Raw genomic sequence first — 25,107 nt, forward strand, 5'->3', positions numbered from 1 at the left:
GACGGGCCGCGCTATGGAGATAGCTATGTCATCACAACGTGAAATTCGTCTTAACGCTTTCGATATGAACTGCGTCGGCCATCAGTCGCCGGGCCTGTGGGCGCATCCCCGGGATCGCTCCTGGCAGTATAAAGATCTGGAGTACTGGGTGGATCTGGCGCGGCTGCTGGAGCGCGGCAAGTTCGACGGGCTGTTTATCGCCGACGTGCTGGGGATCTATGACGTACTGAACGGCAGCGGCGACGCGGCGATCCGCCAGGCGACGCAGGTTCCGGTCAACGATCCGCTGGCACTGATCACCCCGATGGCGCTGGTGACGGAGCATCTGGGCTTCGGCCTGACCGCCTCGCTGTCGTTTGAGCATCCTTACCCCTTCGCTCGTCGTCTGTCGACGCTCGATCATCTGACCAAAGGGCGGGTGGGCTGGAATATCGTCACCTCCTATCTGGAGAGCGGGGCGCGCAATATCGGCCAGCAGACTCAGACCGACCATGACACCCGCTATGACTATGCCGATGAGTATTTGCAGGTGATCTACAAACTGCTGGAGGGAAGCTGGGAGGACGGGGCGGTGCTGCGCGACAGAGAGCGGAAGATCTTCAGCGATCCGCGGAAAATCCATCCCATTAACCATCAGGGACAGTTCTTTTCCGTGCCGGGGATCCACCTCTGCGAGCCATCCCCGCAGCGCACGCCGGTGCTGTATCAGGCGGGGGCGTCCAGCCGCGGCAAACAGTTCGCCGCCGGCCATGCCGAATGCGTCTTCGTCGCAGCGCCGTCGAAGGTGCTGCTGAAGAAGACGGTGGCGGATATTCGCCGCCGGGCAGCTGAGGCGGGGCGAGATCCGCACAGCATCCTGATCTTCAACCTGCAGACGGTGATTGTCGGCGACACCGACCGCGAGGCGCAGGCGAAGTGGCAGGAATATAAGCAGTACGTCAGCTATGAAGGCGCGCTGGCGCTGCTCTCCGGCTGGACGGGGATCGATTTCGGCCAGTATCAGCCGGATCAGGTGCTGAAGTATCTGCACACCAACGCCATTCAGTCGGCGGTGGAGGCCTTTTCGACCGCTGATCCGAACCGCCAGTGGACGGTGCAGGCCCTGGCCGATTGGGCGGGGATCGGCGGCTTCGGTCCGCTGGTGGTTGGCAGCGCGCAAACCGTGGCGGACGAACTGCAGTCCTGGGTCGAAGAGACGGACGTCGATGGCTTTAACCTCGCCTATGCCGTCACTCACGAAACCTTCCGCGACGTCATCGAGCTGCTGGTGCCTGAGCTGCAAAAGCGCGGCGTCTTTAAGCAGGAGTACCGCGAGGGGACCCTGCGCGAAAAACTGTTCGGCGCCGGCCCGCGTCTGGCCGCGCCTCACCCGGGCGCCAGCTACCGCCGCGATGCGCGCACGGCGGCATCGGTAGAGGAGAAGGTGACATGATCGCTATCGATGACCTGCATAAAAGTTACCGCACGGCGGATGGCCGGCTCAGCGCGGTGCTGAAAGGGCTGTCGCTGCAGGTGCCTGAGCGCTCCATCACCGCGGTGGTGGGGCCGAGCGGCGCCGGTAAATCAACCCTGGCGCGCTGCATCAGCCTGCTGGAGCAACCGGACAGCGGCAGCATTCGTATCAATGGCCAGGATCTGTCGGCGCTGTCCGGCGAGGCGCTGCGCCGGGAACGGCGGGCGATTGGCACCGTTTTCCAGTCTTCGGCGCTGTTGAGCCGCAGGACCGCCTGGGAGAATGTCGCCCTGCCGCTGGCGTGGCTGGGTGTGGTGGAGCGCGATATCAAGGCGCGGGTTGGCGAGCTGCTGGAGAGCGTCGGCCTGAGCCACAAAGCCGATGCCTGGCCGGCCCAGCTCTCAGGCGGCCAGCGCCAGCGGATCGGCATTGCCCGCGCGCTGGCGCTGCGCCCGTCCGTTCTGCTGGCGGATGAAGCCACCTCCGGCCTCGATCCTCAGGCCACGGCCTCGGTGCTGGCTCTGCTCAAGCGGCTGCGTGACGAGTACCAGCTGGCGATCGTCCTGATCACCCATGAAATGGACGCGGTGCGCACGGCGGCGGATGCGGTGGCGGAGATCCGCGACGGGACGATCGTCCAGTACGGGCGGATCGAAGATCTGCTGGCGCGCCCCGATTCTCTGCTCGGCCAGCAGTTGTTGCCGCTGACGCCGGCGGCAGCGACCCACAGCGATCTTCTGCTGCGTCTGAGCTACCGCTGGGATGTGCCGGTGGCCACCGACTGGATCAGCCGCCTGAGCCAGCAGTGGGCGCTGCAGATCGATCTCCTTGGCGGTCACGTCGAGGTGATCAATGGTCGGCTGGCCGGTCGCCTGCAGGCCGGAGTGCGCTTTCAGGGCGAACGCCTGTCGCCCGCGCGACTGCAGGGCCTTCTGGCGCAGCTCGGCATAACGGCGGAGATCCTCGACAGCGCGCCGTTGCTCAGGGAGGCGGTATGAAACCGACAGTCATCAGTCAGGATACCCCCTGGGGCGAAATCCCTTCGCTGCTGCTCCCCGCCTATGGCGAAACCTGGCTGATGGTGGCCATTGTGATGCTGTTTGTCGTCACGCTGGGAGGGCTGGTGGGGGTGGTGTTGTTTAACGCCTCGCCGCGGGGCTTATTTCCGCACGCACTGCTGTACCGACTGCTGAACTGGGTGGTCAATATGGGACGTTCGCTGCCGTTTCTGGTGCTGATGGCCGCCATTATCCCGTTCACATACTGGCTGACCGGCACCACGATTGGCATCCCCGCCGCGGTGGTGCCGATGATCGCCGCCGGCGTCCCGTTCTTTGGCCGTCTGGTGGAGAACGCGCTGCGCGAGTTGCCGGCGGAGGTCACCGCAGTGGGGGTCGTCTGCGGCGGGTCGCGCTGGCAAATCATTGCCAGCGCGCAGCTCAGTGAAGCCTTGCCCGCGCTGGTGGCGGCGGTGACGCTAAACCTGGTCTCGATGATTGAGTATTCGGCTATCGCCGGGACCATCGGCGCCGGCGGCATCGGCTACCTGGCCGTGGTGTACGGCTATCAGCGCTTCGACAACCACATCATGATCGCGACGATCGTTGCCCTGATCGCCACGATCCAGTTGATTCAATTTTTGGGTGACCGTCTGGTCAACCGTTTACGCCACACGCAGGGGAACCTTGTATGACAACAGAGCAATTTGAGTTACGTAAAGCGCGGCGCTGGCCCTGGCTGGCGGCGCTGGCGGTAATTATCCTGCTCGCCATCGCCTTCTGGTGGTGGCGGGGACATACCCAAAGCCAGCAGGTGGTCTTCGGCAGCACGTTAAAAATTCACTACGAGCCGGCGATGGCCGGCGAGCAGCGGATCATTGAGTATATTAATCAGCATATTGCGCCCGATTACGGTCTGAAACTGGAGGCGGTGGGGGTGCAGGATCCGGTCCAGGCTGACCGCGCGGTAGCGGAAGGACAGTATGCCGGGACGATCTATCAGCATCAGTGGTGGCTTAAACAGGTGGTGGACGCTAACGGCTTTGCGCTGTCGACCACGGTGCCGGTGTTCCAGTGGGCGTTTGGCATCTATTCCGACCGCTACTCGTCGGTACAGGCGTTGCCCAACGGCGCGACCATTGTCGTGCCTGACGATGGCGCCAATCAGGGGCAGGCCCTGTGGCTGCTCCAGCGCATTGGGTTGATCTCGCTCGACCCGGCGGTGGAGCCGCGTACGGCGAAGCTGAAAAATATTGTCGGTAACCCGCATCAGTTTGTCTTTAAAGAGCTGGATCTGCTGACCATGCCGCGGGCGTTAAATTCGGTGGATGCCGCCATCGGCTATGTCTCGCAATTTGACGCCGGGAAAGTGCCGCGTGAGAAAGGCATATTATTCCCGCCGGCGCCGCGCACCTTTGCTTCGCAATTAGTGATTGGTACACCGTATTTATCGCAGGAAAATATCGTCAAATTAAAACAGGCTTTTTCTGACCCGCGGATCCAGACGTGGTTACAAACCACCGATGACCCGCTGGTAAAAGACGTATTAGTTCCAGTGTCCGCGGAATAAGCGTCCTGCACGACGTCTATTTTCGTTGTTATTTATTTCCCTTGAGGATGCGCGAAAGCGCGTCCTTTTTGTGCTGGTAATATTTATTAACTTATTGATTATATTGATTTTTATAGAATGATTTGTTGTTTTGATTCTCGTCGCGCGCGGTCTATAACCGCTGATGACCTGCACAAAATAATAAGGTGAAAAAATGAGTACATTACCAGTGGATAATCCCGGTATCGCTTCGGTACCGGTCAGTAGCGTCGGGGATGTGGCGCGGCTAATTAATTCCGGCAAGGAACAAGCGAAATATGCGCGGATGATTGTCTTCCTCGCGCTGGGGGGCGTTTTTCTCGACGCATATGACTTAACCACGCTCTCCTACGGTATTGATGACGTTGTACGTGAATTTCAGCTCTCACCGCTGCTGACCGGCCTGGTGACTTCGTCCATTATGGTCGGGACTATCGTCGGCAATATTATCGGCGGCTGGCTGACCGATAAATATGGTCGCTATTCGGTTTTTATGGCCGATATGTTCTTTTTCGTGATTTCGGCTATCGCCGCCGGGCTGGCGCCGAACGTCTGGGTGTTGATTGGCGCCCGCTTCCTGATGGGCATCGGCGTTGGCATCGACCTGCCGGTAGCGATGTCCTATCTGGCCGAGTTTTCCCGCTTTGCCGGCAAAGGCAACAAAGCGGCTCGCCTCGCGGCGTGGTGCCCGATGTGGTACGCCGCCTCAACCGTCTGCTTTCTCATTATCTTCGGCCTCTATTTCCTGCTGCCGCAGGAGCATCTTGACTGGCTGTGGCGCGCCTCCCTGCTGTTCGGCGCCGTGCCGGCACTGCTGATTATTGCCGTCCGCAGTCGATTTATGAATGAATCCCCGCTGTGGGCGGCGAACCAGGGCGATCTGACCTCTGCAGTGCGTATTTTACGCGACTCCTGGGGGATCCATGCCCATGAGGTCCCGGCGGCGAAGCCCGCGCCCGCGCCGAAAGTGAGCTTCCGCGTGCTGTTCGAAAAACCCTACCGTGAGCGGACTATCGTCGCCGGGGTGATGAATATCTGTATCTCCTTCGAGTACACGGCGATTGCCTTTTTCCTGCCGTCAATTCTTGCCCAGTTCCTCGGGGCTGGCGTCTTCGAAACTATTTCGGCATCGCTGGGGCTGAACGCCCTGTTTGCTTTTACCGGCGGGCTGCTCGGTATGCATCTGGCGTGGAAATATCCTTCGCGTCATGTGGCGATAGCCGGCTTCGCCCTGCAGTTTGTGGCGCTGATTGTGCTGGCGCTGGTGGGGCAACCGCACGCGACGGCAGGTATCGTGCTGGCTATCGCGATGCTGGGGCTGTGGCTGTTCGCCGAAGGGTTTGGCCCGGGGGCGCAGCTGATGATCTACCCGGCGCTCTCCTATCCTACTGCCATTCGCGCCACCGGGGTCGGTTTCAGCCGGGCGCTCTCCGGGATCGGCAGCGCGCTGGCGTTGTTTATTCTGCCGCTGCTGCAGGCCTCCCTCGGCACGCAGATGTTCTGGGTGGTCTCGCTTGCCGCCATTATTCCCATTTTCTTCCTGCTGGCGGTCCGTCATGAACCGACGCGAGAAGATATCGACGCACTCCATGAATAAGGAACTGACAATGACCCTGCTCTCCACTGGCACCGATTATGACGCGCTGGCGGCCGCCTTCCGCCCGATATTCACCCGTATCGCCCAGGGCGCTGCGGAGCGCGAACAGCAGCGCATTCTGCCCGATGAGCCGATCCGCTGGCTGAAAGAAGCGGGCTTCGGCACGCTGCGTATCCCGCGCGAGAAGGGCGGCTGGGGCGCTTCGCTGCCGCAGCTCAGCGCGCTGCTGATCGAGCTGGCGCAAGCGGACTCTAACCTGCCGCAGGCCCTGCGCGCGCACTTTGCCTTTGTGGAAGATCAGCTGAATCAGCCGGATTCCGCCGGGCGCGACCGCTGGTTTCGTCGCTTCCTCGACGGTGAGCTGGTGGGCAGCGGCTGGACGGAGATCGGCGCGGTTAAGCTGGGAGAGGTGAACACCAGAGTGACGCCGACAGAGGGCGGCTGGCGACTCGACGGCGAGAAATTTTACAGCACCGGCGCGCTGTACGCCGACTGGATCGATGTGTTTGCCCGGCGCAGTGATACCGCCGGCGATGTGATAGCCCTGGTCAGCACCCAGCAGACCGGCGTGGCGCGGGAAGATGACTGGGATGGCTTTGGCCAGCGGCTGACCGGCAGCGGGACCACCCGCTTTACCGGCGCTCGGGTGGAAACCGAACATGTCTATGATTTTGCCCAGCGCTTTCGCTATCAGACCGCCTTCTACCAGCATGTGCTGCTGGCGACCCTCGCGGGCATTGGCCTGGCGGTTGAGCGGGATGCCGCGCAGGGCGTCAAACATCGCTCCCGGATGTACAGCCACGGCAACGCCGCCGTGCCGCGCGATGACGCTCAGGTTCTGCAGGTCGTTGGGCAGATCAGCAGCTGGGCATGGGCGACCCGGGCCGCGGTCCTGCAGGCCGCGGAATCGCTGCAGCAGGCCTATGTGGCGCACGTCAGCGACGACGAAGCATTGATTGCCCGGCGTAACCAGCTGGCGGAAGTGGAAGCGGCGCAGGCGCAGGTGATCGCCAGCGACTGGATCCCGCGGGCGGCGACGGAGCTGTTTAATGCCCTCGGGGCGTCGGATACGCGAACTCGCCTTGCGCTGGATCGCCACTGGCGCAATGCGCGGACGGTCGCCTCGCATAATCCGGTGATTTATAAGGCACGTAATATCGGTAACTGGCTGGTGAACGGTGAAGCGCCCACCTTTATCTGGCAGATAGGCAATGGTGAGAAAACGGCGGGGTAAGCCTGTCGGCGACGGGAGGCGCAGTGCTTCCCGTCGTCAGGAAAATCAAGGTTTATCCAGCGACCAGGTGGCGCTGCGCACGTCGACTTTCACCGGCAGCAGGCCGATGCGCGTAAAGGTATCCGCCAGCGCCTGCTGTTCGTTATACACCGCCGGGGTCATGCGTTCGGCACCGTAGGGCAGGCGGGCCAGGGTCTTCAGCCAGATGGCTTTATCCAGTCCGGTTGAGGTCGACAGCAGCCCGGCGGCCTCGTCCTGATGGCTGTTCGCCCACGCGCTGAGTTTACCCAGTTCATCCACCACCTGCTTTGCTGTCTCCGGGTAGGTATCTGCAAACTTGCGGCTGGCGAGATAGAAGGTGTAGTGCGGCACCAGCCCCTCGGCATTGCGGATCTGTCGGGCTTTCGCGTTGGTTTCCACTTCTGCGAGGAACGGATCCCAGATCACCCACGCATCAATCGCCCCGCGCTGGAAAGCGGCGCGGGCATCCGCCGGCGGCAGATAGACCGGGGTGATGTCTTTATAGCTGAGGCCCGCTTTTTCCAGTGCGGCAACCAGCAGGTAGTTGACGTCAGACCCCTTGTTCAACCCCACGCGCTTGCCCTTCAGGTCGGCCACGCTGTGGATTGCCGACTGTTCAGGCACCACAATCGCTTCCGTTTTCGGGTTAGCGGGGGAATGGGCAAGGTAGACCAGATCGGCTTGCGCCGCCTGGGCAAAGGCCGGAGGCGCATCGCCGGTCGCGGCCAGATCGATACTACCGACGTTCAGCCCCTCCAGCATTTGCGGTCCGGCGGGGAATTCGACCCAGCGTACGGCAATACCCTGTTTTTTCAGGCTCTCATCCAGCGTGCCGCGATACTTCAGCAGCGCGAAGATATTCGCCTTTTGATAGCCGATGTTGACGGTTTCCGGCGCTTTGGCCAGCGCGGAGGTAGAGAGGGCGGCGAGGACCAGCAGCCAAGCGGGGCGGAATCGGTTGGACATTGTCTGTTCTCCTTAGCGGTTTTGCGTAAGGTAACAAACAGCGCTTATAACCATTAAATAACTAAAATTTTATTGATATAACAAAAAGAGTTGTTCAGGACGATGACCCGACACGCCGACGCGTGCCGGGTCTGAGGATTAATCGCAGGCGACGATCTTCATCGCCAGGCCACCGCGAGAGGTTTCCCGGTACTTGGCGTTCATGTCTTTACCGGTTTCGTACATGGTCTCGATCACTTTATCGAGGCAGACGCGCGGCTCGCTGGTCCGGCGCAGCGCCATTCGCGCGGCGTTGACCGCTTTCACGGCGGCGATAGCGTTGCGTTCGATGCACGGTACCTGCACCTGGCCGGCAACCGGGTCGCAGGTCAGGCCGAGGTTATGCTCCATGGCGATCTCTGCCGCGATGCACACCTGACCCGGGCTACCGCCCAGCAGTTCCGCCAGACCGGCCGCCGCCATCGAGCAGGCGACGCCCACTTCACCCTGACAGCCGACTTCGGCGCCGGAGATTGATGCGTTCATCTTATACAGCGAACCAATCGCGCTGGCGACCAGCATATAGCGGGCCAGAGAGTTGCTGTTCACCTTGCGGATAAACTTGTCATAGTAGGCCAGCACCGCCGGCACGATACCGCAGGCGCCGTTGGTTGGCGCGGTAACGACCCGGCCACCGGCGGCGTTCTCTTCGTTCACCGCCAGGGCGAACATATTGATCCAGTCGACCACCGCCATCGGATCGCTGTTGGTGGTGTCCTGACTCACCAGCATGCGGCGCAGCGCGGCGGCCCGGCGCGGCACGCGCAGTTTGCCCGGCAGAACGCCTTCGGTGGTGATGCCGCGTTCGATACCGGCGCTCATCACTTCCCATACCGCGGCAAAGTGTTGCTCCAGCGCTTCTTTGCTGTGCAGCGCCAGTTCGTTCTGCATCATCAGCCCAGAGAGCGACAGCCCGGTTTCACGGCAGTGACGCTGCAGGTCGGCGGCGTTTTTATAAGGGTAAGGAACCGCAACCGGCGCATCGGCGATCTGGCCGAAGTGCGCTTCGTCGACGATAAAGCCGCCGCCGATAGAGTAATACGTCTGGCTGTAGATCACCTTGTCACCGGCCAGGGCGGTAATGCGCATGCCGTTCTCATGCAGCGACAGGTTGTCGGCATGGAAATTCATGCACTGATCGACCGGGAAGTCCACTTCGTGCTGACCGTTGGCCAGCATCAGGCGGCCATGGGTGTTAACGTCCTGAATAAAGCCCGGAATGGCGTCGATGTCGACGGTGTCCGGCAGGTTGCCGGCGAGTCCCATGATAATCGCGATGTCGGTATGGTGGCCTTTACCGGTCAGGGAGAGGGAGCCATAGACGTCGACGACGACTTTGCTGACGTCGGCCAGCAGGCCGCGTGCGATCAGATCGTCAGTGAATTGTTTGCCCGCTTTCATCGGTCCAACGGTATGGGAGCTGGAAGGGCCAATGCCGATTTTAAAGATATCGAATACGCTGATCATATGTATTCCCGTGCTGTCGGAAAGCGCGCCGCCGTTAAGCGGCGCGGGGGGAGGTATTGACTGAATTAGCTGAACAGCGAGTAGAAGATCGCGGAGATGGCAATCAGACCCATAATCACCACGAAGACGTTGCTGATATGGCCGCTGTATTTACGCATCGCCGGCACTTTCTGAATCGCGTACATCGGCATCAGGAACAGGATCATCGCGATAATCGGGCCGCCAAGGGTCTCGATCATCCCGAGGATGCTCGGGTTCAGCGTCGCCACAATCCAGGTGGTCACCAGCATGAACAGCGCGGTCAGCTTGTTCAGTTTGTTGACTTCGATAGATTTGCCTTTACTGCGCAGGGATTTAATCACCATGCCGTTAAAGCCTTCGCGGGCGCCCAGATAGTGGCCGAGGAAGGATTTGGTGATGGCGATCATCGCGATGATCGGTGCCATCCAGGCGATAACCGGCGCGTTAAAGTGGTTTGCCAGGTAAGACAGAATCGAGATGTTCTGCTCTTTCGCCGCCGCCAGGTCCGCCGGAGAGAGGCTCAGGACGCAGCTGAATACGAAGAACATCACGGTCAGCACCATCATAATGTGAGCGCGTGCCAGGATGCTGGAGCATTTCTTCTCGGCGCCTGCGCCGTACTCTTCACGCTTGGCCACCGCGAAGGAGGAGATGATCGGCGAGTGGTTGAAGGAGAAGACCATCACCGGGATCGCCAGCCACAGGGTCATCAGCAGGCCATTGCCGGTTGCGGAGGCGCTGCTCAGGGAGAGCGTCTCCAGCGCCGCGCCGTTCCACTGCGGGATCAGGTACAGCGCCAGAATCATCAGGGCGATAACGAACGGGAACACCAGGATGCTCATCGCTTTCACAATCATCTGCTCACCGAAACGCACGATGGTCATCATGCCGACGATCAGGATCAGCGACAGAATGGCGCGCGGCGGCGGCGTCATGTGCAGCTGGTGCGACATGAAGGTTTCGACGGTGTTAGTGATCGCCACGCTGTACACCAGCAGGATCGGGTAGATAGCGAAGAAGTAGAGCAGGGTAATCAGCTTCCCTGCGCCTACGCCGAAGTGTTCTTCCACCACTTCGGTGATGTCTTCGCCCGGGTTTTTCCCGGAGAGGACGAAGCGAGTCATACCGCGGTGAGCGAAGAAGGTCATCGGGAAGGCCAGAATCGCCATGATAATCAGGGGGATCATGCCGCCGACGCCGGCGTTGATCGGCAGGAACAAGACGCCCGCGCCGATCGCTGTACCGTACAGGCCCAGCATCCACATGGTGTCGGTTTTACGCCATCCGCTGCGGGTTTCGCCCGAAACGATGGTGCTGGTTTGAGTGGTTTCCATCTGTATCTCCTGGAGGAATCAACAAAATCTAATGAACAAATACAATTGCGTAACATGAAATTCGTTTAATTACGGTTTTTTTAGAAATTTTCTCCGTAATAATTGGGCCGGAAAGATACATTTATATGGTTTATGCATCAGTGATCGCGATCTCAAATGCAATAATCCACTTTCAATGTGCGTATTTTTAGTCCAACAGCCTGTTTCTGGTGATCAGCCAGCGATTTGTGGCGCGCAGGCTACCATTTGCAGCATATGAGATAAAAGCGGAGCGGCGTAATAACGAGGGATTTACTGTAAAAAAGAGATGTAGTCGACGTTTTTGCGCTTAAAACCATTTTTTGCAGTGATAATTGTCGCAGTTTTTACCAACGCAAACGATTGGCTATGTAGAAATGATTCAGGTGACTGAATAATAACAGAAAGGTTTTTAGCGCGTTCTGGAAGTCAGAGGAAGAGAGCCCGCCGGGGGCAGGCTGCAGAAGATACCCCGGCGGGAGAGTGAGAAATCAGGCGATGATTTCGTAGCAAGGAATATAGGCGGTGCCGCCCGGCAGTTTCATACGATGCTGGGCGACGAAGCCCTGCAGCAGATCGTCCATCCGGCGCATCATCTCCGGATCGCCATGCAGCTTGTAAGGACCGTACTGCTCAATGGCCTGGATGCCCACCTCTTTGACGTTACCCGCGACAATCCCGGAGAAGGCGCGACGCAGGTCGGCGGCCAGCACTTCCACCGGTTGGTCCGGGGAGAGCTTGAGATTGGCCATGTTTTCATGGGTCGGATCAAACGGCATCTGCAGGTCCGGCGAGATGCGAATCGACCAGTTGAAGCTGTAGGCGTCATCGGTCTCGCGACGGCTCTCTTTCACCAGCGGCATCGCTTTTTTCATCTGCCGCGCCACTTCCGCCGGATCGTCGATGATGATCCGATAGTGACGACGGGCGGACTCGCCCAGAGTATGGGTGATAAACTCGTCCAGCACGCGGAAGTAGTCGGCGCTCTCTTTCGGTCCGGTGAGGATCAGCGGCAGCACCTGCGCTTTGTTCTCCGGATGCATCAGAATACCCAGCAGATAGAGCAGCTCTTCGGCAGTGCCGACGCCGCCCGGGAAGATAATGATCCCGTGGGCGATGCGCACGAAGGCTTCCAGACGCTTTTCGATATCCGGCATGATGATCAGTTCGTTGACCAGCGGGTTCGGCGGTTCTGCGGCAATGATGGACGGTTCGGTCATGCCGATAAAGCGGCTGTCTTTGTAGCGCTGCTGCGCGTGGCCGACGGCGGCGCCTTTCATCGGGGCCTCCATTGCGCCAGGCCCGCAGCCGGTGCAGATGTTCAGTTCGCGCAGTCCCAACTGCGTACCGACGCGGCGGGCGTAGAGATATTCGTTTTCATTAATGGAGTGACCGCCCCAGCAGACGATCATGTTCGGTGCTTCGCCGACGTGCAGCGCGCGGGCGTTGCGCAGGATCGAAAACACCAGGTTGGTGATATGGACCGAACTTTCCAGATCGAGGTTCGGGAAGCGAACGGTATTGTGGATCTGGCCGTAAACGAACAGGATATCGCGCAGCACGGCGAACAGGTTGGCCTGCAGGGAACGGATAATACGCCCGTCAACGAAAGCCTCTTCCGGCGGGTTGATCAGTTCCAGCTTCACGCCACGTTCGCGACGCAGCACGTTAATATCGAAGTTTTCAAAACGGGAGAGCAGCTCCTTGCTGTTATCGGTCAGGCTCCCCGAGTTGAGCACAGCAAGCGAGCAGTTGCGAAAGAGTTGATACAGGTCACTGCTGGCGGTGCGCTTAAGCATATCCACTTCCAGCTGCGACAGCATATCCATTGAACCAAGCGGGCTAACATGTGTAATCAAGTGAACTCCTTACAGGACGCTTATGGTCTTCCTGTGATTACAATAGCCCTGCGAGCGGCGTTTCCACAACCTTGCGCGCGCCTAAACGCACGCATATTGTGAAATTATTTATTATTGTCGGGCGAGGCGGCCAGTGGCGGGGGAAAAGTCGCCGTTGCTGCGCCAGGGGTTGATATCCAGACCGCCGCGTCGCGTATAGCGGGCGTAAACGGAAAGCGATTCCGGCTGGCAGAAACGGAGAATATCGTTAAAGATGCGCTCGACGCACTGCTCATGGAATTCGTTATGATGGCGGAATGAGACCAGATAGCGCAGGAGCTGCTCGCGGTCGATTTTCGCCCCCCGATACTGGATCTGTACCGAGCCCCAGTCCGGCTGGTGGGTGATCAGGCAGTTGGATTTCAGCAGATGGCTGACCAGCGTCTCTTCCACGATTTTGCCGCTGGCGGCGCCCTGCAGATAGTCGGTGCTGAACTGATAGTTATCGATCTCGATATCCTGATCGTCGATGCAGGCGCCGTGCAGGTGGGCAATCGGCTGGCCTTCCAGTTCATCCAGCCGATACAGCGCCACCTTGACCTCGCCCTGCGCGCAGGCGCTCAGATCGCGGGTCAGCGTCTCTGCAACGTCCTGCCAGCTGGCGAAACGCGTCTGGTTAAAGCTGTTGAGATAGAGCTTAAAGCTTTTTGACTCCACCAGATTGACGCTGGTGTCGGGGAGTTCGACGTGGCCGACGGCCACCTGCGGCAGGCCTTTGCCGTTCAGCCAGGAGAGTTCGTACAGCGTCCAGATATCGGCGCCGTGGAACGGCAGGTTATCGGCATGCAGGCCCAGCGGATCGCGGTTAAGGCTGCGCGGGACGCCCTGCAGCAGCGAGGCGTCATAAGTATCGCGGTAATCGGTTGATTTACCGAGCGTCAGGCCGGCCAGCGCCTGATGATTATCGTAAGAAGACATGTTTCACCATAGTAAAGCGGGTACACTATCTCTCCAGTGTATCCTGTCTAACGTGAAGAGAGAAACCGGTGGACCATCAGACCGCAGAAGCGCTGCGCGCTTTTACCCAACGTTACTGCGCCGCCTGGCAGCAACAGCGCAACAGCCTGCCGCGCAGTGAAGAGCTTTACGGCGTTCCGTCGCCTTGCGTCGTTGATACCCAAGGCGAGGCCGTATTCTGGCAGCCGCAGCCGTTTTCGCTGGCGCAAAATATCAGCGCGGTTGAACGCGCCCTGGATATTGTGGTACAACAGCCGCTTCATTCTTATTATACCACTCAGTTTGCCGGCGACATGACCGGCCGGTTTGCCGACGAAACGCTGACGCTGCTGCAGACCTGGAGTGAAGAGGATTTCCAGCGGGTGCAGGAAAACTTAATCGGGCACCTGGTGGTACAGAAGCGCTTGAAGCTGGCGCCGACGCTGTTTATCGCCACCCTCGAGAGTGAACGGGATGTGATTTCCGTCTGTAATCTCAGCGGCGAGGTGATCAAAGAGACCCTCGGCACCGCCAAACGCATCATGCTTTCCCCCTCGCTTGCGAGTTTCCTCAGCCACCTTGAGCCGGTTCTGTAATCCAGTCTACCTGGTCGTTTGTGAGAGATCTCTTACAAAACCTGTAAGAGATCGTCATCATTTAAGGCAAATTTAATCCCTTCTTTTTTTTATAAGTCATTGGTATCAAATCAGATCTTAATTTTTTCGTCCTTTTGAGTGGGGACTAATCTTAAGAGATTGTCTCAAGAAGGGTTGTAAGACGAGGCAGAATCAGTGATCCTATGTCTGTCGACAGGAAGTCGCGAAATGAAGCGAACATCAGGATGATGGCGCTTCTGCAGGACCCGCCAGGATGGCGTTGCAAGGACAGGCTTCAGGATGAAGCAAGGATAACGCAGGAACGCGTAATGGACACCTCCAGGATGGAGAACGAGAGCCGCTCAGGATGAACGGTGGATCAGGAAGATCGGGACAAACTTAAGGATAAGTCATTTCGCATCGGGGTGGTGTGAAAGCAGGATGCGCGAGTTTATGGATGAACATTGGTCAGGAGACCTCAGGAAAAGTTTTCAAGGACGAGCAGGGAGCACCAATGTAGCGGGAATGCTGCAAAACGAACCGGGAGCACTGTTTATACAGTGCTCCCTTTTTTTATTTCTTCTGCGGATTTGCTATCCTGCGCCCGGTTTTTAACTCATCGAGGTTTCCCCATGACTCTTCACGATAGCGTGCGCGATCGCCTGCGCGCCATTGAAGCCCTGCTGCGCGAAACAGAGCACTGGCAGGCGACGGCGCCGGACAGCAGCGCCTTCGCCAGCGATAAGCCGTTTTGCCTGGATACCCTGGAGCCGCTGGAGTGGCTGCAGTGGGTCCTGATCCCGCGTATGCACCAGCTGCTGGAGAGCGGTCAGCCGCTGCCGCAAAATTTTGCCGTTGCGCCTTATTACGAGATGGCTCTGGATCAGGCCCACCCGGTCCGCGAATCCATGCTGGCGGAACTTCTGCTGTTAGACGCGCTGTTTGCCGGTGAGCAGGCCTGATGCTGGAGATTATCTACCAGGACGACTGGCTGGTGGCGGTCAATAAACCCTCGGGCTGGCTAGTGCATCGCAGCTGGCTCGATCGCGACGAGAAAGTGGTGGTGATGCAGACCGTGCGCGACCAGATTGGCCAGCACGTTTTTACCGCTCATCGTCTCGACCGGCCCACCTCCGGCGTCCTGCTGATGGGGCTGTCGAGCGAGGCGGGCCGCCTGCTGGCGCAGCAATTTGAACAGCATCAGATCCAGAAGCGCTACCATGCGATCGTCCGCGGCTGGCTGATGGACGAAGCGCTGCTGGATTACCCGCTGGTGGAAGAGCTGGATAAAATCGCCGATAAATTTGCTCGTGAGGACAAAGATCCGCAGCCGGCGGTGACCCACTACCGAGGCCTGGCGACGGTAGAGATGCCGGTGGCAACCGGGCGTTATCCCACCACGCGCTACGGGCTGGTGGAACTGGAGCCGAAAACCGGCCGCAAGCACCAGCTGCGCCGTCATCTTGCTCATCTGCGTCATCCGATCCTTGGCGACAGCAAGCACGGCGATCTGCGGCAAAACCGCAGCGCCGCAGAACATTTCGGCTGTCACCGCCTGATGCTGCACGCCAGCGAGCTGTCGTTAACCCATCCGTTTACCGGCGAGCCTCTGACCCTGCGCGCTGGTTTTGACGAGGTCTGGATGCGCGCCCTGTCGCAGTTTGGCTGGCGCGGGCTTCTCCCGCTAAATGAAAGGGTTGAGTTTGCCGACGACTGCGGTCAGGATGAAGGGAATAAGGTCAATCCAGGGAGATAATAGCATGGCGGAAGTCGGAATTTTTGTCGGCACCATGTACGGCAACTCGCTGCTGGTCGCGGAAGAAGCGGAAGCGATCCTCAGCGGACTGGGACACAAGGCAACCGTGTACGAGGATCCGCAGGTCAACGACTGGGAATCCTATACGGGTAAATATGTGCTGGTGGTCACCTCCACCACCGGGCAGGGCGATCTGCCGGACAGCATTGTTCCGCTGTATGAGGGGATGAAAGATATGTATCAGCCCCATCTGCGCTACGGCATTATCGCGCTCGGCGACAGCACCTATGCTAACTTTTGCGGCGGCGGGCTGAAGTTCGACCAGCTACTGCAGGAGCAGGGCGCGAAGCGCATCGGCGAGATGCTGAAGATTGACGCCAGCGAAGACCCGGAGCCGGAGAGCGTCTCCAATCCGTGGGTTGAGCAGTGGGCCACCCTGCTCGAATAAAAGCGCTGCCCTCTCCCTACGCAGAGGGCGCTCTTTCAATACGTCGCGGCCAGATACGCGGACGTCAAAATGGTAGCGCGTTCCTGGCGCCACGCCTTTAGGCAAACGCCACAATATCCTTAGCAATATCATGGCTTAAGCCAGCCAGTTTCACCGGGTCAAGTGAGGTATTTCACACTCCGGCCCTTTTTGCTGTGCTTTGCGGCTCCAGCGGCGCTGGTTTTTCATTTCCGTGAACTTCCCCCCATTCTTTCAGGCATTCGCCACAAACCACCTGCAATAGCGGCGTAAAAGCTGTGTAGATGCACGGTGAGCCGCGGTGTGCCTCTTCATATACTGCTCCAGCCAGTGATAAATGCAGTGCCAGATATAACGACAACTATCAAAACACGACCACGTCATTCTGATTACCCTACAGGTTGTGCTGTTCAGAATGAACGTAGCTAAACGCTATGATTCAGGAGTACAACAATGAGTTCATTAAGTCAGGCGGCGACGGCGGCTGAAAAGCGCACCAACGCCCGCTACTGGATAGTGGTGATGCTGTTTATCGTCACTTCTTTTAACTATGGTGACCGGGCGACGCTGTCGATCGCCGGTTCGGAAATGGCCAAAGATATCGGCCTCGATCCTGTTGGCATGGGGTATGTGTTCTCCGCGTTCTCATGGGCGTATGTCATCGGCCAGATCCCGGGCGGCTGGCTGCTTGACCGCTTCGGTTCGAAGCGCGTCTATTTCTGGTCGATCTTCATCTGGTCGATGTTTACCCTGCTGCAGGGCTTCGTCGATATCTTCAGCGGCTTTGGCATTATCATCGCGCTGTTCACTCTGCGTTTCCTCGTCGGCCTTGCCGAGTCGCCGTCATTCCCGGGCAACAGCCGTATCGTCGCCGCCTGGTTCCCGGCGCAGGAGAGGGGGACGGCGGTATCGATTTTTAACTCCGCCCAGTACTTTGCCACCGTTATCTTCGCGCCGATCATGGGCTGGCTGACGCATGAGGTGGGTTGGTCGCACGTATTCTTCTTTATGGGCGGCCTGGGGATTGTGATCAGCTTTGTGTGGTTGAAAGTGATCCACGATCCGAACAACCATCCGGGCGTGAACCAGAAAGAGCTGGACTATATCGCCGAAGGCGGGGCGCTGATCAACATGGATCAGAAGAGTAGCGCGCAGAAAGTGCCGTTTAGCGTCAAAATGGGACAGATCAGACAGCTGATCGGATCGCGGATGATGATCGGCATCTATATCGGTCAGTATTGCATCAACGCCTTAACCTACTTCTTTATCACCTGGTTCCCGGTTTATCTGGTGCAGGCGCGCGGCATGTCGATCCTCAAAGCCGGCTTTGTCGCCTCCGTTCCGGCGGTGTGCGGCTTTGTCGGCGGGGTGCTGGGCGGGGTGATTTCCGACTGGTTAATGCGCCGCACCGGCTCGCTGAACATCGCGCGCAAAACGCCGATCGTGCTGGGGATGCTGCTCTCCATGACCATGCTGATGTGTAACTATGTCAACGTGGAGTGGATGGTGATCGGCTTTATGGCAATGGCCTTCTTCGGCAAAGGGATCGGGGCGCTCGGCTGGGCGGTGATGGCGGATACCGCGCCGAAAGAAATTAGCGGTCTCTCCGGCGGCCTGTTCAACATGTTCGGCAATATCTCCGGTATCGTCACTCCCATCGCCATCGGCTATATCGTTGGCACCACCGGCTCGTTCAACGGCGCGCTGATCTACGTCGGCATCCATGCCCTGGTGGCGGTGCTGAGCTACCTGGTGCTGGTGGGCGATATCAAACGCATCGAACTGAAACCTGTGGTGGGGCGCTCATCATGACTACCCAATCCAGCCCGATTATCACAGAGATGAAGGTCATTCCGGTGGCCGGGCACGACAGCATGCTGCTGAACATCGGCGGGGCGCACAACGCCTGGTTTACCCGCAATATCGTGGTATTGACCGATAATGCCGGCCACACCGGCGTTGGCGAAGCGCCCGGCGGGGAGGTTATCTACCAGACGCTGCTGGCGGCGATCCCGCAGGTGGTGGGCCAGGAGGTCGCCCGACTCAATCGCGTAGTGCAGCAGGTGCACAAAGGCAATCAGGCGGCGGATTTCGATACCTTCGGCAAAGGGGCATGGACCTTCGAACTGAGGGTTAACGCGGTGGCGGCGCTGGAAGCGGCGCTGCTCGACCTGCTCGGCCAGGTGCTGAAGGTGCCGGTCTGCGAGCTGCTGGGGCCGGGTAAGCAGCGTGATGCCGTCACCGTGCTGGGCTACCTGTTCTATATTGGCGATCGGCAGAAAACCGACCTTGGCTATCTGGACCATACGCCGGGCGATCATGAATGGTACCGCCTGCGCCATCAGCAGGCGTTGAGCAGCGAGGCGGTAGTGCGTCTGGCGGAAGCCGCCCAGGATCGCTACGGTTTCAAAGACTTTAAGCTGAAGGGCGGCGTACTGCCCGGCGAGCAGGAGATCGACACCGCGCGGGCGCTGAAAAAGCGTTTTCCGGAGGCGCGCATCACCGTCGACCCGAACGGCGCCTGGCTGCTGGATGAGGCCATCGCGCTGTGCAAAGGGCTGCAGGATGTCCTGACTTATGCCGAAGATCCGTGCGGTGCCGAGCAAGGTTTCTCCGGCCGGGAGGTGATGGCCGAGTTCCGTCGTGCCACCGGGCTGCCGGTCGCCACCAATATGATCGCCACCAACTGGCGTGAAATGGGCCATGCGGTGATGCTCAATGCCGTCGACATCCCGCTGGCGGATCCGCATTTCTGGACGCTCTCCGGCGCGGTACGGGTGGCGCAACTGTGTGACGACTGGGGGCTCACCTGGGGCTGCCATTCCAACAACCACTTTGATATTTCCCTGGCGATGTTTACCCACGTCGGCGCCGCCGCGCCGGGCAACCCCACCGCCATTGACACCCACTGGATCTGGCAGGAGGGCGACGCGCGCCTGACCAAAAATCCGCTGCAGATTATTCACGGCAACATTGCCGTGCCAGACGCGCCGGGACTCGGCGTGGAACTTGACTGGGAGCAGGTGCGCAAAGCCCATGAGGCCTATAAAGCGCTGCCGGGCGGCGCGCGCAACGACGCAGGCCCGATGCAGTACCTGATCCCCGGCTGGACATTCGACCGCAAACGTCCCGTTTTCGGCCGCCACTAATTAAAAAGGATGATGCTATGACGACTTTCACTTCAACGCCCGTTGTTACGACCATGCAGGTGATCCCGGTTGCCGGCCATGACAGCATGCTGATGAACCTGAGCGGCGCGCACGCCCCGTACTTCACCCGCAATATTGTGATCATCAAAGATAACGCCGGGCATACCGGCGTCGGCGAAATCCCCGGCGGCGAAAAAATCCGCCAGACCCTGGAAGATGCAGCGCCGCTGGTGGTGGGCAAAACGCTGGGCGAGTACAAGAATGTGCTGGGCGCGGTGCGCAACCAGTTTGCCGACCGCGACGCCGGGGGCCGCGGCCTGCAGACCTTCGACCTGCGTACCACCATTCACGTGGTAACCGGGATTGAAGCGGCGCTGCTGGACCTGCTGGGCCAGCACCTTGGCGTCAATGTCGCTTCTCTGCTTGGCGATGGCCAGCAGCGCAGCGAAGTCGAAATGCTGGGCTATCTGTTTTTTGTCGGCAACCGCCACGCCACGCCGCTGGCCTATCAGAGCCAGCCGGATGAGCAGTGCGAATGGTATCGCCTGCGCCATGAAGAGGCGATGACGCCGGATGCGGTGGTCCGCCTGGCGGAAGCGGCGTATGAAAAATATGGCTTCAACGACTTTAAGCTGAAGGGCGGCGTGCTGGCCGGTTTTGAAGAAGCTGAGGCGATCAGCGCCCTGGCGAAACGCTTCCCGAATGCCCGCGTCACTCTCGACCCGAACGGCGCCTGGCTGCTGGAGGAAGCCATCCAGATTGGTAAACAGCTGAAGGGCGTGCTGGCCTATGCGGAAGACCCATGCGGCGCCGAACAAGGTTTCTCTGGCCGCGAAGTGATGGCCGAGTTCCGCCGCGCGACGGGCCTGCCGACCGCGACCAATATGATCGCTACCGACTGGCGACAGATGGGCCATACCTTGTCCCTGCAGTCGGTGGATATCCCGCTGGCGGACCCGCACTTCTGGACCATGCAGGGGTCGGTGCGTGTGGCGCAGATGTGCCATGAGTTCGGCCTGACCTGGGGATCGCACTCCAATAACCACTTCGACGTGTCGCTGGCGATGTTTACCCATGTCGCGGCAGCGGCGCCGGGCAAAATCACCGCGATTGATACCCACTGGATTTGGCAGGAGGGCAACCAGCGTCTGACCAAACAACCTTTTGAAATCAAAGGCGGTATGGTGCAGGTACCGAGTACCCCGGGCCTGGGGGTTGAGCTGGATATGGACCGCGTGATGCAGGCAAATGAGCTATATAAGAAACATGGTCTTGGCGCCCGCGACGATGCGATGGCGATGCAGTATCTGATCCCGGGCTGGACCTTTGACAACAAGCGTCCATGCATGGTGCGCTAAATGGCCGCCGGCCTCTGCGGGGGCCGGCATTGCGCGACAGCGCCAGGGGTTGGCTCAGAGTAAGGACAGCACATGAAAATAGTGATCGCACCGGATTCCTGGAAGGAGAGTCTGAGCGCGCTGGAAGTGGCCACGGCGATAGAGCAAGGCTTTCGCGAGATTTATCCTGACGCGGAGTACGTCAAGCTGCCGGTTGCCGACGGTGGTGAAGGGACGGTGGAAGCCATGGTGGCGGCGACCGGCGGGCATCAGGTTCCGCTGACGGTCACCGGGCCGCTGGGTGAACCGGTTGAGGCATTTTATGGGCTGTCCGGCGATCGCCAGTGCGCCTTTATCGAAATGGCGGCAGCCAGCGGGCTGGAGAGCGTCCCGCCGGCGCAGCGTAATCCGCTGCTGACCACTTCCTGGGGAACCGGGGAGCTGATCCGACACGCGCTGGACGCCGGCGTGCGACAGATCATTATTGGCATTGGCGGCAGTGCGACCAATGACGGCGGCGCCGGGATGGCGCAGGCGCTGGGGGCGAAACTGTTGACCGCCGACGGCCAGCAAATCGCCTCCGGGGGCGGCGCGCTGGAGACGCTGGCGCGTATCGACCTTAGCGAACTCGATCCGCGGCTGGCAGATTGCCGGATTGAGGTTGCCTGCGACGTCACCAACCCGCTAACCGGCCCGCAGGGGGCCAGCGCGGTGTTTGGCCCGCAAAAAGGGGCGACGACGCAGATGATCGACCGCCTCGACAGCGGCCTGCTGCACTATGCCCGGATAATCGCCCGTGATTTAGATATCGATGTGCTGAGCCTGGAAGGCGGTGGCGCGGCGGGCGGCATGGGGGCGGCGCTGTATGCGTTTTGTGGCGCAACGCTGCGCCCGGGCATTGAGATCGTCACCGATGCGCTGCAGCTGGCGACGCGGGTGGCGGATGCCGATTTAGTGATCACCGGCGAAGGGCGTATCGATAGCCAGACGATCCACGGCAAGGTGCCGGTGGGGGTAGCTAAGGTGGCGAAGCGTTTTAACGTTCCGGTGATTGGGATTGCCGGCAGCCTTACCGCCGATGTCGGGGTGGTGCATCAGCACGGACTGGATGCGGTATTCAGCGTGTTATATACCATCTGTACCCTGGATGAAGCGCTGGCCAATGCCGCCGCCAACCTGCGGATGACGGCGCGTAACGTCGCCGCGGTTTTGCAGATGGGCGATAAGCGGTAACCCGGCTGGCGCAGTGGTATTTGTAACCCGGATAAGGTGCGTAGCACCGCGATCCGGGAACCATCCCCGGTGGCGCTTACGCTTACCGGGGCTACCAACCGAATACCGGACCGTAGGGCGTAGCCTGGATGAGGCGCGTAGCGCCGCTATCCGGGGTTTACACGCCCATCCGGCACGCTTCGCGGGCCACATTATCCATCTCGTCTAACAGCTCGAGCAGCTCCGGCTCCAGGTCCTCGGCGGCGGTACCCGACCGCAGCTGGCTCTCCAGGGTGTGGCACAGCTTTTTCAACCGCGGCACGCCGCTGTAGCTGCAGCTGCCGTGCAGCTTGTGGATCAGATCCACCAGCCCTTCCGGCTGCTCGCCCACCAGCTGCTCTTCCACTTTATTACGCACCTCCGGCATAAAGGCGATCAGCATCTGCAGCATCTCCCGCGCCAGATCCGGCTTCATGGCGGCCTGACGCAGCGCCAGCTGCCAGTCAAGCGTCAGGTTATGGTCGATGACCGGCTCTGCGGGCGGTAGCGCCGCCGGAGCGACGCTGAGCAGGCCGGGCTGATAGCGCAGCAGCAGAGCGTGCAGTTTCTCTTCTTCGATTGGCTTCGCCAGATAATCGTTCATGCCGGCGCTCAACAGCTTCTCCCGCTGGCCCTCCAGGGCGTGCGCGGTGACCGCAATCACCGGGGTTTGCTGATGATGCGACAGATGATGAATCAGCTCGCAGGCGCGGATGCCGTCCATATCCGGCATCTGAATATCCATCAGGATCAGATCCATCTGCAGCCGCTTGGCCTGGTCCACGGCCTGCTGGCCGCTGTCGCAGAGGATCACCTGCTGCACAAGGTCGTCCAGCAGGGCGCCAATCAGCTTCAGGTTAGCCGGATTGTCGTCGACGGCCATCACGGTCATCGGCAGCTTATGGCTGTCGGTTTGCGTCAACGGCGCGGAAGCCGGCGCATGATTGGTGGCCACCAGCGCCGGCAGCAGGCGGGTGGTAGTGAGCGGTTTCAACAGGCAGGCAGCGACGCCGTCGCGCTTCAGGGCTTCGGCGCTGACCTGGGCATGACATGGCAGAGCAAGCAGCACGTTGTCAGACATCGCGCAGGCTTTGACTAATTTTTCCCGATGCGGCGACAAATCGCGCATTGAGACCGGGATGCCGACCAGCAGAATGTCGTACTGCGCTTCCGCCAGCGAGGAGAAGGTAGGGCTGTAGATCACCTCCAGCGGCGTGGCGGCCAGCATCTCCAGCGTACATTGCGCCGCCGTCGCGTTGGCTTCCACATAGGCCAGACGTTTGCCCGTCAGCCCGTCGGTGTTCAGCATATCCGGAATGGCGTTCGGGTTGAGATCAAGGCTGATATGGAACCAGAAGGTGGAGCCGCGGTTCGGCTGACTGTGGAACGAAATATCGCCGCCCATCTCTTTGACCAGACGCTGGGTGATCACCAGCCCAAGCCCGGTGCCGCCGTGCCGGCGTGAAATGCTGGCATCGGCCTGACGGAAGGCCTGGAACAGTCGGGACTGGTCGCGCTCGGGGATGCCGATGCCGGTATCGTGGATCTGAATTTCGATCTGTACCCGCGAGTTGCTGATGGCCCGCTGCTCCACCAGCACGTCGATATTGCCGTGCTCGGTGAATTTAATCGCATTGCCCACGAGGTTGGTCACAATCTGCTGCAGACGGAGCGGGTCGCCAATGACGTTATCCGGCACATTGTTCTTAATGTTCAGCGTCAGCTCCAGCCCTTTATCGTGCGCGGAATGCGCCAGCAGGGTGACCACTTCATCAAGCGAGGTGCGCAGCAGGAACGGAATACTCTCCAGAATCAGCTTCCCGGCTTCCAGCTTGGAAAAGTCGAGCACGTCATTGATGATCGCCAGCAGATTATTGGCCGAACGTTCGATGGTGGTCAGGTGGTCGCGCTGCGTGGCGTTGAGATCGGTTTTCAGCGTCAGGCGGGTAAAGCCGATCACCCCATTGAGCGGGGTGCGCAGTTCGTGGGACATATTGGCCAGGAACTCAGACTTAATGCGCGCCGCCTCCTGGGCGCGCTTTTTCGCCAGGTCCAGCTCAACGTTCTGGATCTCCATCTGCTCAAGGGTTTCCCGCAGATCGGAGGTCGCCTGGTCGACGTTGTGCTGCATCTCCTCATGGTAGGCCGCCAGCGACATGGCCATCGAGTTAATGCCGTTTTTCAACATATCCAGTTCGCCGAGCATAAAACCCTCGACCCGGCTGTCCAGCTGTCCGCGGCGGATGCGGTCGACGGTGTTGACCATATTGCGGATAGGCCCGGTGACGTCGCGCATCAGGCGCCAGCCGAAGATCAGCGCGATGCCAATGCAGAACAGCATCATCACACTGGAGATGAAAATCTCTTTGTACTGCTGGAGGCGGACTGATTTCAGATCCAGCTCCAGCGCGACGTAGCCCAGCATATTGCCCGGCATTTTGGCGTCAGATTCGGGGGACTCATCGGGCGAATAGCTTTCCGAGACGATCGGCGTGCGCAGGATCATGATGTCGCCGTCGCGGATGACGCTGAGATGGCGGGGAAATGCCTCGCCTTTCGGGATCTGCAGTTCGCTGGGGTTGAGCTGGTAATTGGAGGTGACAAAAAGCCGGTTATGCGAATCGTATACCGAGATGGCCCGCACGATCTCCGAATGACGCCGATGCAGGACGCTGATCAGCTGGCCGATGGATTCGCGGTTTTGCAAATTCATCCCATATTCGCTGGAGACCGCCAGCGGCTCAATAATGCTGGCGCCGGCGTCCTCCAGCTGGCGTTGCAGGTCGTTATAACGATGAGCGACAAAGAAAATACTGAGCAACAGCCCAATCAGGACGGTTGGCGCCAGTATCAGAATCATCATGCGAGCACGCAGGCTGTAGTTGGTCATGCGGTTCCATTATGGGAGAATATAGACATCATCGTTCTGTGCGCGTCGGTGCGCTTCGCGGCACTGCCGCCCTGAACGAGCTCGTTTTATTT

General features: G+C 59.6%; 20 protein-coding genes. 14 read left to right on the forward strand and 6 right to left on the reverse strand.

Annotated features, from left to right (window positions below):
• Window positions 1-25 precede the first annotated feature (25 nt).
• The 6 genes from CW267_RS06405 to CW267_RS06435 all read left to right on the forward strand — a co-directional run bounded on the left by CW267_RS06405 (window position 26) and on the right by CW267_RS06435 (window position 6,870).
• Window positions 26-1,432: an LLM class flavin-dependent oxidoreductase gene (locus CW267_RS06405; RefSeq protein WP_080930421.1), complete on the forward strand. Its 1,407-nt coding sequence runs from the start codon at window positions 26-28 to the stop codon at window positions 1,430-1,432.
• Complete coding sequence (locus CW267_RS06410; protein ID WP_004174621.1) at window positions 1,429-2,451, forward strand: methionine ABC transporter ATP-binding protein; 1,023 nt, start codon at window positions 1,429-1,431, stop codon at window positions 2,449-2,451. The genes CW267_RS06405 and CW267_RS06410 overlap by 4 nt, the downstream gene beginning before the upstream one ends.
• A complete protein-coding gene (locus CW267_RS06415) occupies window positions 2,448-3,146 on the forward strand; it encodes a methionine ABC transporter permease (RefSeq protein ID WP_008806263.1) in 699 nt (232 codons plus the stop codon). The genes CW267_RS06410 and CW267_RS06415 overlap by 4 nt, the downstream gene beginning before the upstream one ends.
• Window positions 3,143-4,021, forward strand: coding sequence for a MetQ/NlpA family ABC transporter substrate-binding protein (locus CW267_RS06420; protein ID WP_008806262.1), 879 nt, complete (start codon window positions 3,143-3,145; stop codon window positions 4,019-4,021). The genes CW267_RS06415 and CW267_RS06420 overlap by 4 nt, the downstream gene beginning before the upstream one ends.
• Window positions 4,022-4,214: 193 nt before the next feature.
• Window positions 4,215-5,636: an MFS transporter gene (locus tag CW267_RS06430; RefSeq protein ID WP_004151071.1), complete on the forward strand. Its 1,422-nt coding sequence runs from the start codon at window positions 4,215-4,217 to the stop codon at window positions 5,634-5,636.
• A gap of 10 nt (window positions 5,637-5,646) precedes the next feature.
• The gene (locus tag CW267_RS06435; RefSeq protein WP_016161727.1) at window positions 5,647-6,870 is read left to right on the forward strand and encodes an acyl-CoA dehydrogenase family protein; all 1,224 of its coding nucleotides are present in this window, start codon (window positions 5,647-5,649) and stop codon (window positions 6,868-6,870) included.
• A gap of 45 nt (window positions 6,871-6,915) precedes the next feature.
• Here CW267_RS06435 and CW267_RS06440 read toward each other — a convergent pair whose 3' ends face one another.
• The 5 genes from CW267_RS06440 to queF all read right to left on the reverse strand — a co-directional run bounded on the left by CW267_RS06440 (window position 6,916) and on the right by queF (window position 13,552).
• On the reverse strand, window positions 6,916-7,857 hold the full coding sequence (locus CW267_RS06440) for an aliphatic sulfonate ABC transporter substrate-binding protein (RefSeq protein ID WP_002915261.1): 942 nt from the start codon (window positions 7,855-7,857) through the stop codon (window positions 6,916-6,918).
• A gap of 138 nt (window positions 7,858-7,995) precedes the next feature.
• Window positions 7,996-9,363 (reverse strand): L-serine ammonia-lyase, encoded by a 1,368-nt coding sequence (locus tag CW267_RS06445; protein WP_012540721.1) that lies wholly within the window; start codon window positions 9,361-9,363, stop codon window positions 7,996-7,998.
• Between the two features lie 65 nt (window positions 9,364-9,428).
• The gene (locus CW267_RS06450; RefSeq protein ID WP_032731171.1) at window positions 9,429-10,718 is read right to left on the reverse strand and encodes an HAAAP family serine/threonine permease; all 1,290 of its coding nucleotides are present in this window, start codon (window positions 10,716-10,718) and stop codon (window positions 9,429-9,431) included.
• A gap of 509 nt (window positions 10,719-11,227) precedes the next feature.
• A complete protein-coding gene (gene ppnN / locus CW267_RS06455) occupies window positions 11,228-12,595 on the reverse strand; it encodes a nucleotide 5'-monophosphate nucleosidase PpnN (protein ID WP_008806258.1) in 1,368 nt (455 codons plus the stop codon).
• Between the two features lie 111 nt (window positions 12,596-12,706).
• Complete coding sequence (queF, locus tag CW267_RS06460) at window positions 12,707-13,552, reverse strand: NADPH-dependent 7-cyano-7-deazaguanine reductase QueF (RefSeq protein WP_008806257.1); 846 nt, start codon at window positions 13,550-13,552, stop codon at window positions 12,707-12,709.
• Window positions 13,553-13,620: 68 nt separating this feature from the next.
• On the opposite strand from queF, the gene syd reads away from it, so the two are divergent.
• From syd to CW267_RS06500, 8 genes are all read left to right on the forward strand, one after another.
• The gene (gene syd, locus CW267_RS06465; protein WP_060619900.1) at window positions 13,621-14,166 is read left to right on the forward strand and encodes a SecY-interacting protein; all 546 of its coding nucleotides are present in this window, start codon (window positions 13,621-13,623) and stop codon (window positions 14,164-14,166) included.
• A gap of 632 nt (window positions 14,167-14,798) precedes the next feature.
• A complete protein-coding gene (locus CW267_RS06470; protein ID WP_008806255.1) occupies window positions 14,799-15,128 on the forward strand; it encodes a YqcC family protein in 330 nt (109 codons plus the stop codon).
• On the forward strand, window positions 15,128-15,922 hold the full coding sequence (gene truC, locus CW267_RS06475) for a tRNA pseudouridine(65) synthase TruC (RefSeq protein ID WP_008806254.1): 795 nt from the start codon (window positions 15,128-15,130) through the stop codon (window positions 15,920-15,922). Before CW267_RS06470 ends, truC begins: the two co-directional genes overlap by 1 nt.
• Before the next feature lie 4 nt (window positions 15,923-15,926).
• Window positions 15,927-16,370: a flavodoxin gene (locus CW267_RS06480; protein ID WP_008806253.1), complete on the forward strand. Its 444-nt coding sequence runs from the start codon at window positions 15,927-15,929 to the stop codon at window positions 16,368-16,370.
• Window positions 16,371-16,841: 471 nt separating this feature from the next.
• Complete coding sequence (locus CW267_RS06485) at window positions 16,842-18,200, forward strand: MFS transporter (RefSeq protein WP_008806252.1); 1,359 nt, start codon at window positions 16,842-16,844, stop codon at window positions 18,198-18,200.
• Entirely contained in the window at window positions 18,197-19,537 is a 1,341-nt protein-coding gene (locus CW267_RS06490) for an enolase C-terminal domain-like protein (protein WP_100781403.1), read from the forward strand. The genes CW267_RS06485 and CW267_RS06490 overlap by 4 nt, the downstream gene beginning before the upstream one ends.
• A 17-nt stretch (window positions 19,538-19,554) precedes the next feature.
• Window positions 19,555-20,895, forward strand: coding sequence for a glucarate dehydratase (gudD, locus tag CW267_RS06495; RefSeq protein ID WP_008806250.1), 1,341 nt, complete (start codon window positions 19,555-19,557; stop codon window positions 20,893-20,895).
• Window positions 20,896-20,967: 72 nt separating this feature from the next.
• On the forward strand, window positions 20,968-22,107 hold the full coding sequence (locus CW267_RS06500; RefSeq protein ID WP_008806249.1) for a glycerate kinase: 1,140 nt from the start codon (window positions 20,968-20,970) through the stop codon (window positions 22,105-22,107).
• Window positions 22,108-22,264: 157 nt separating this feature from the next.
• On the opposite strand, the gene barA is transcribed toward CW267_RS06500, so the two are convergent.
• Window positions 22,265-25,015 carry a two-component sensor histidine kinase BarA gene (barA, locus tag CW267_RS06505; protein ID WP_012540726.1) on the reverse strand — a complete coding sequence of 917 codons (2,751 nt, stop codon included), beginning with the start codon at window positions 25,013-25,015 and terminating at the stop codon, window positions 22,265-22,267.
• Window positions 25,016-25,107 lie beyond the last annotated feature (92 nt).

Source organism: Klebsiella sp. X1-16S-Nf21 (genome assembly GCF_002837615.1).
In the GTDB taxonomy this organism is placed as follows: Bacteria; Pseudomonadota; Gammaproteobacteria; order Enterobacterales; family Enterobacteriaceae; genus Klebsiella; species Klebsiella variicola.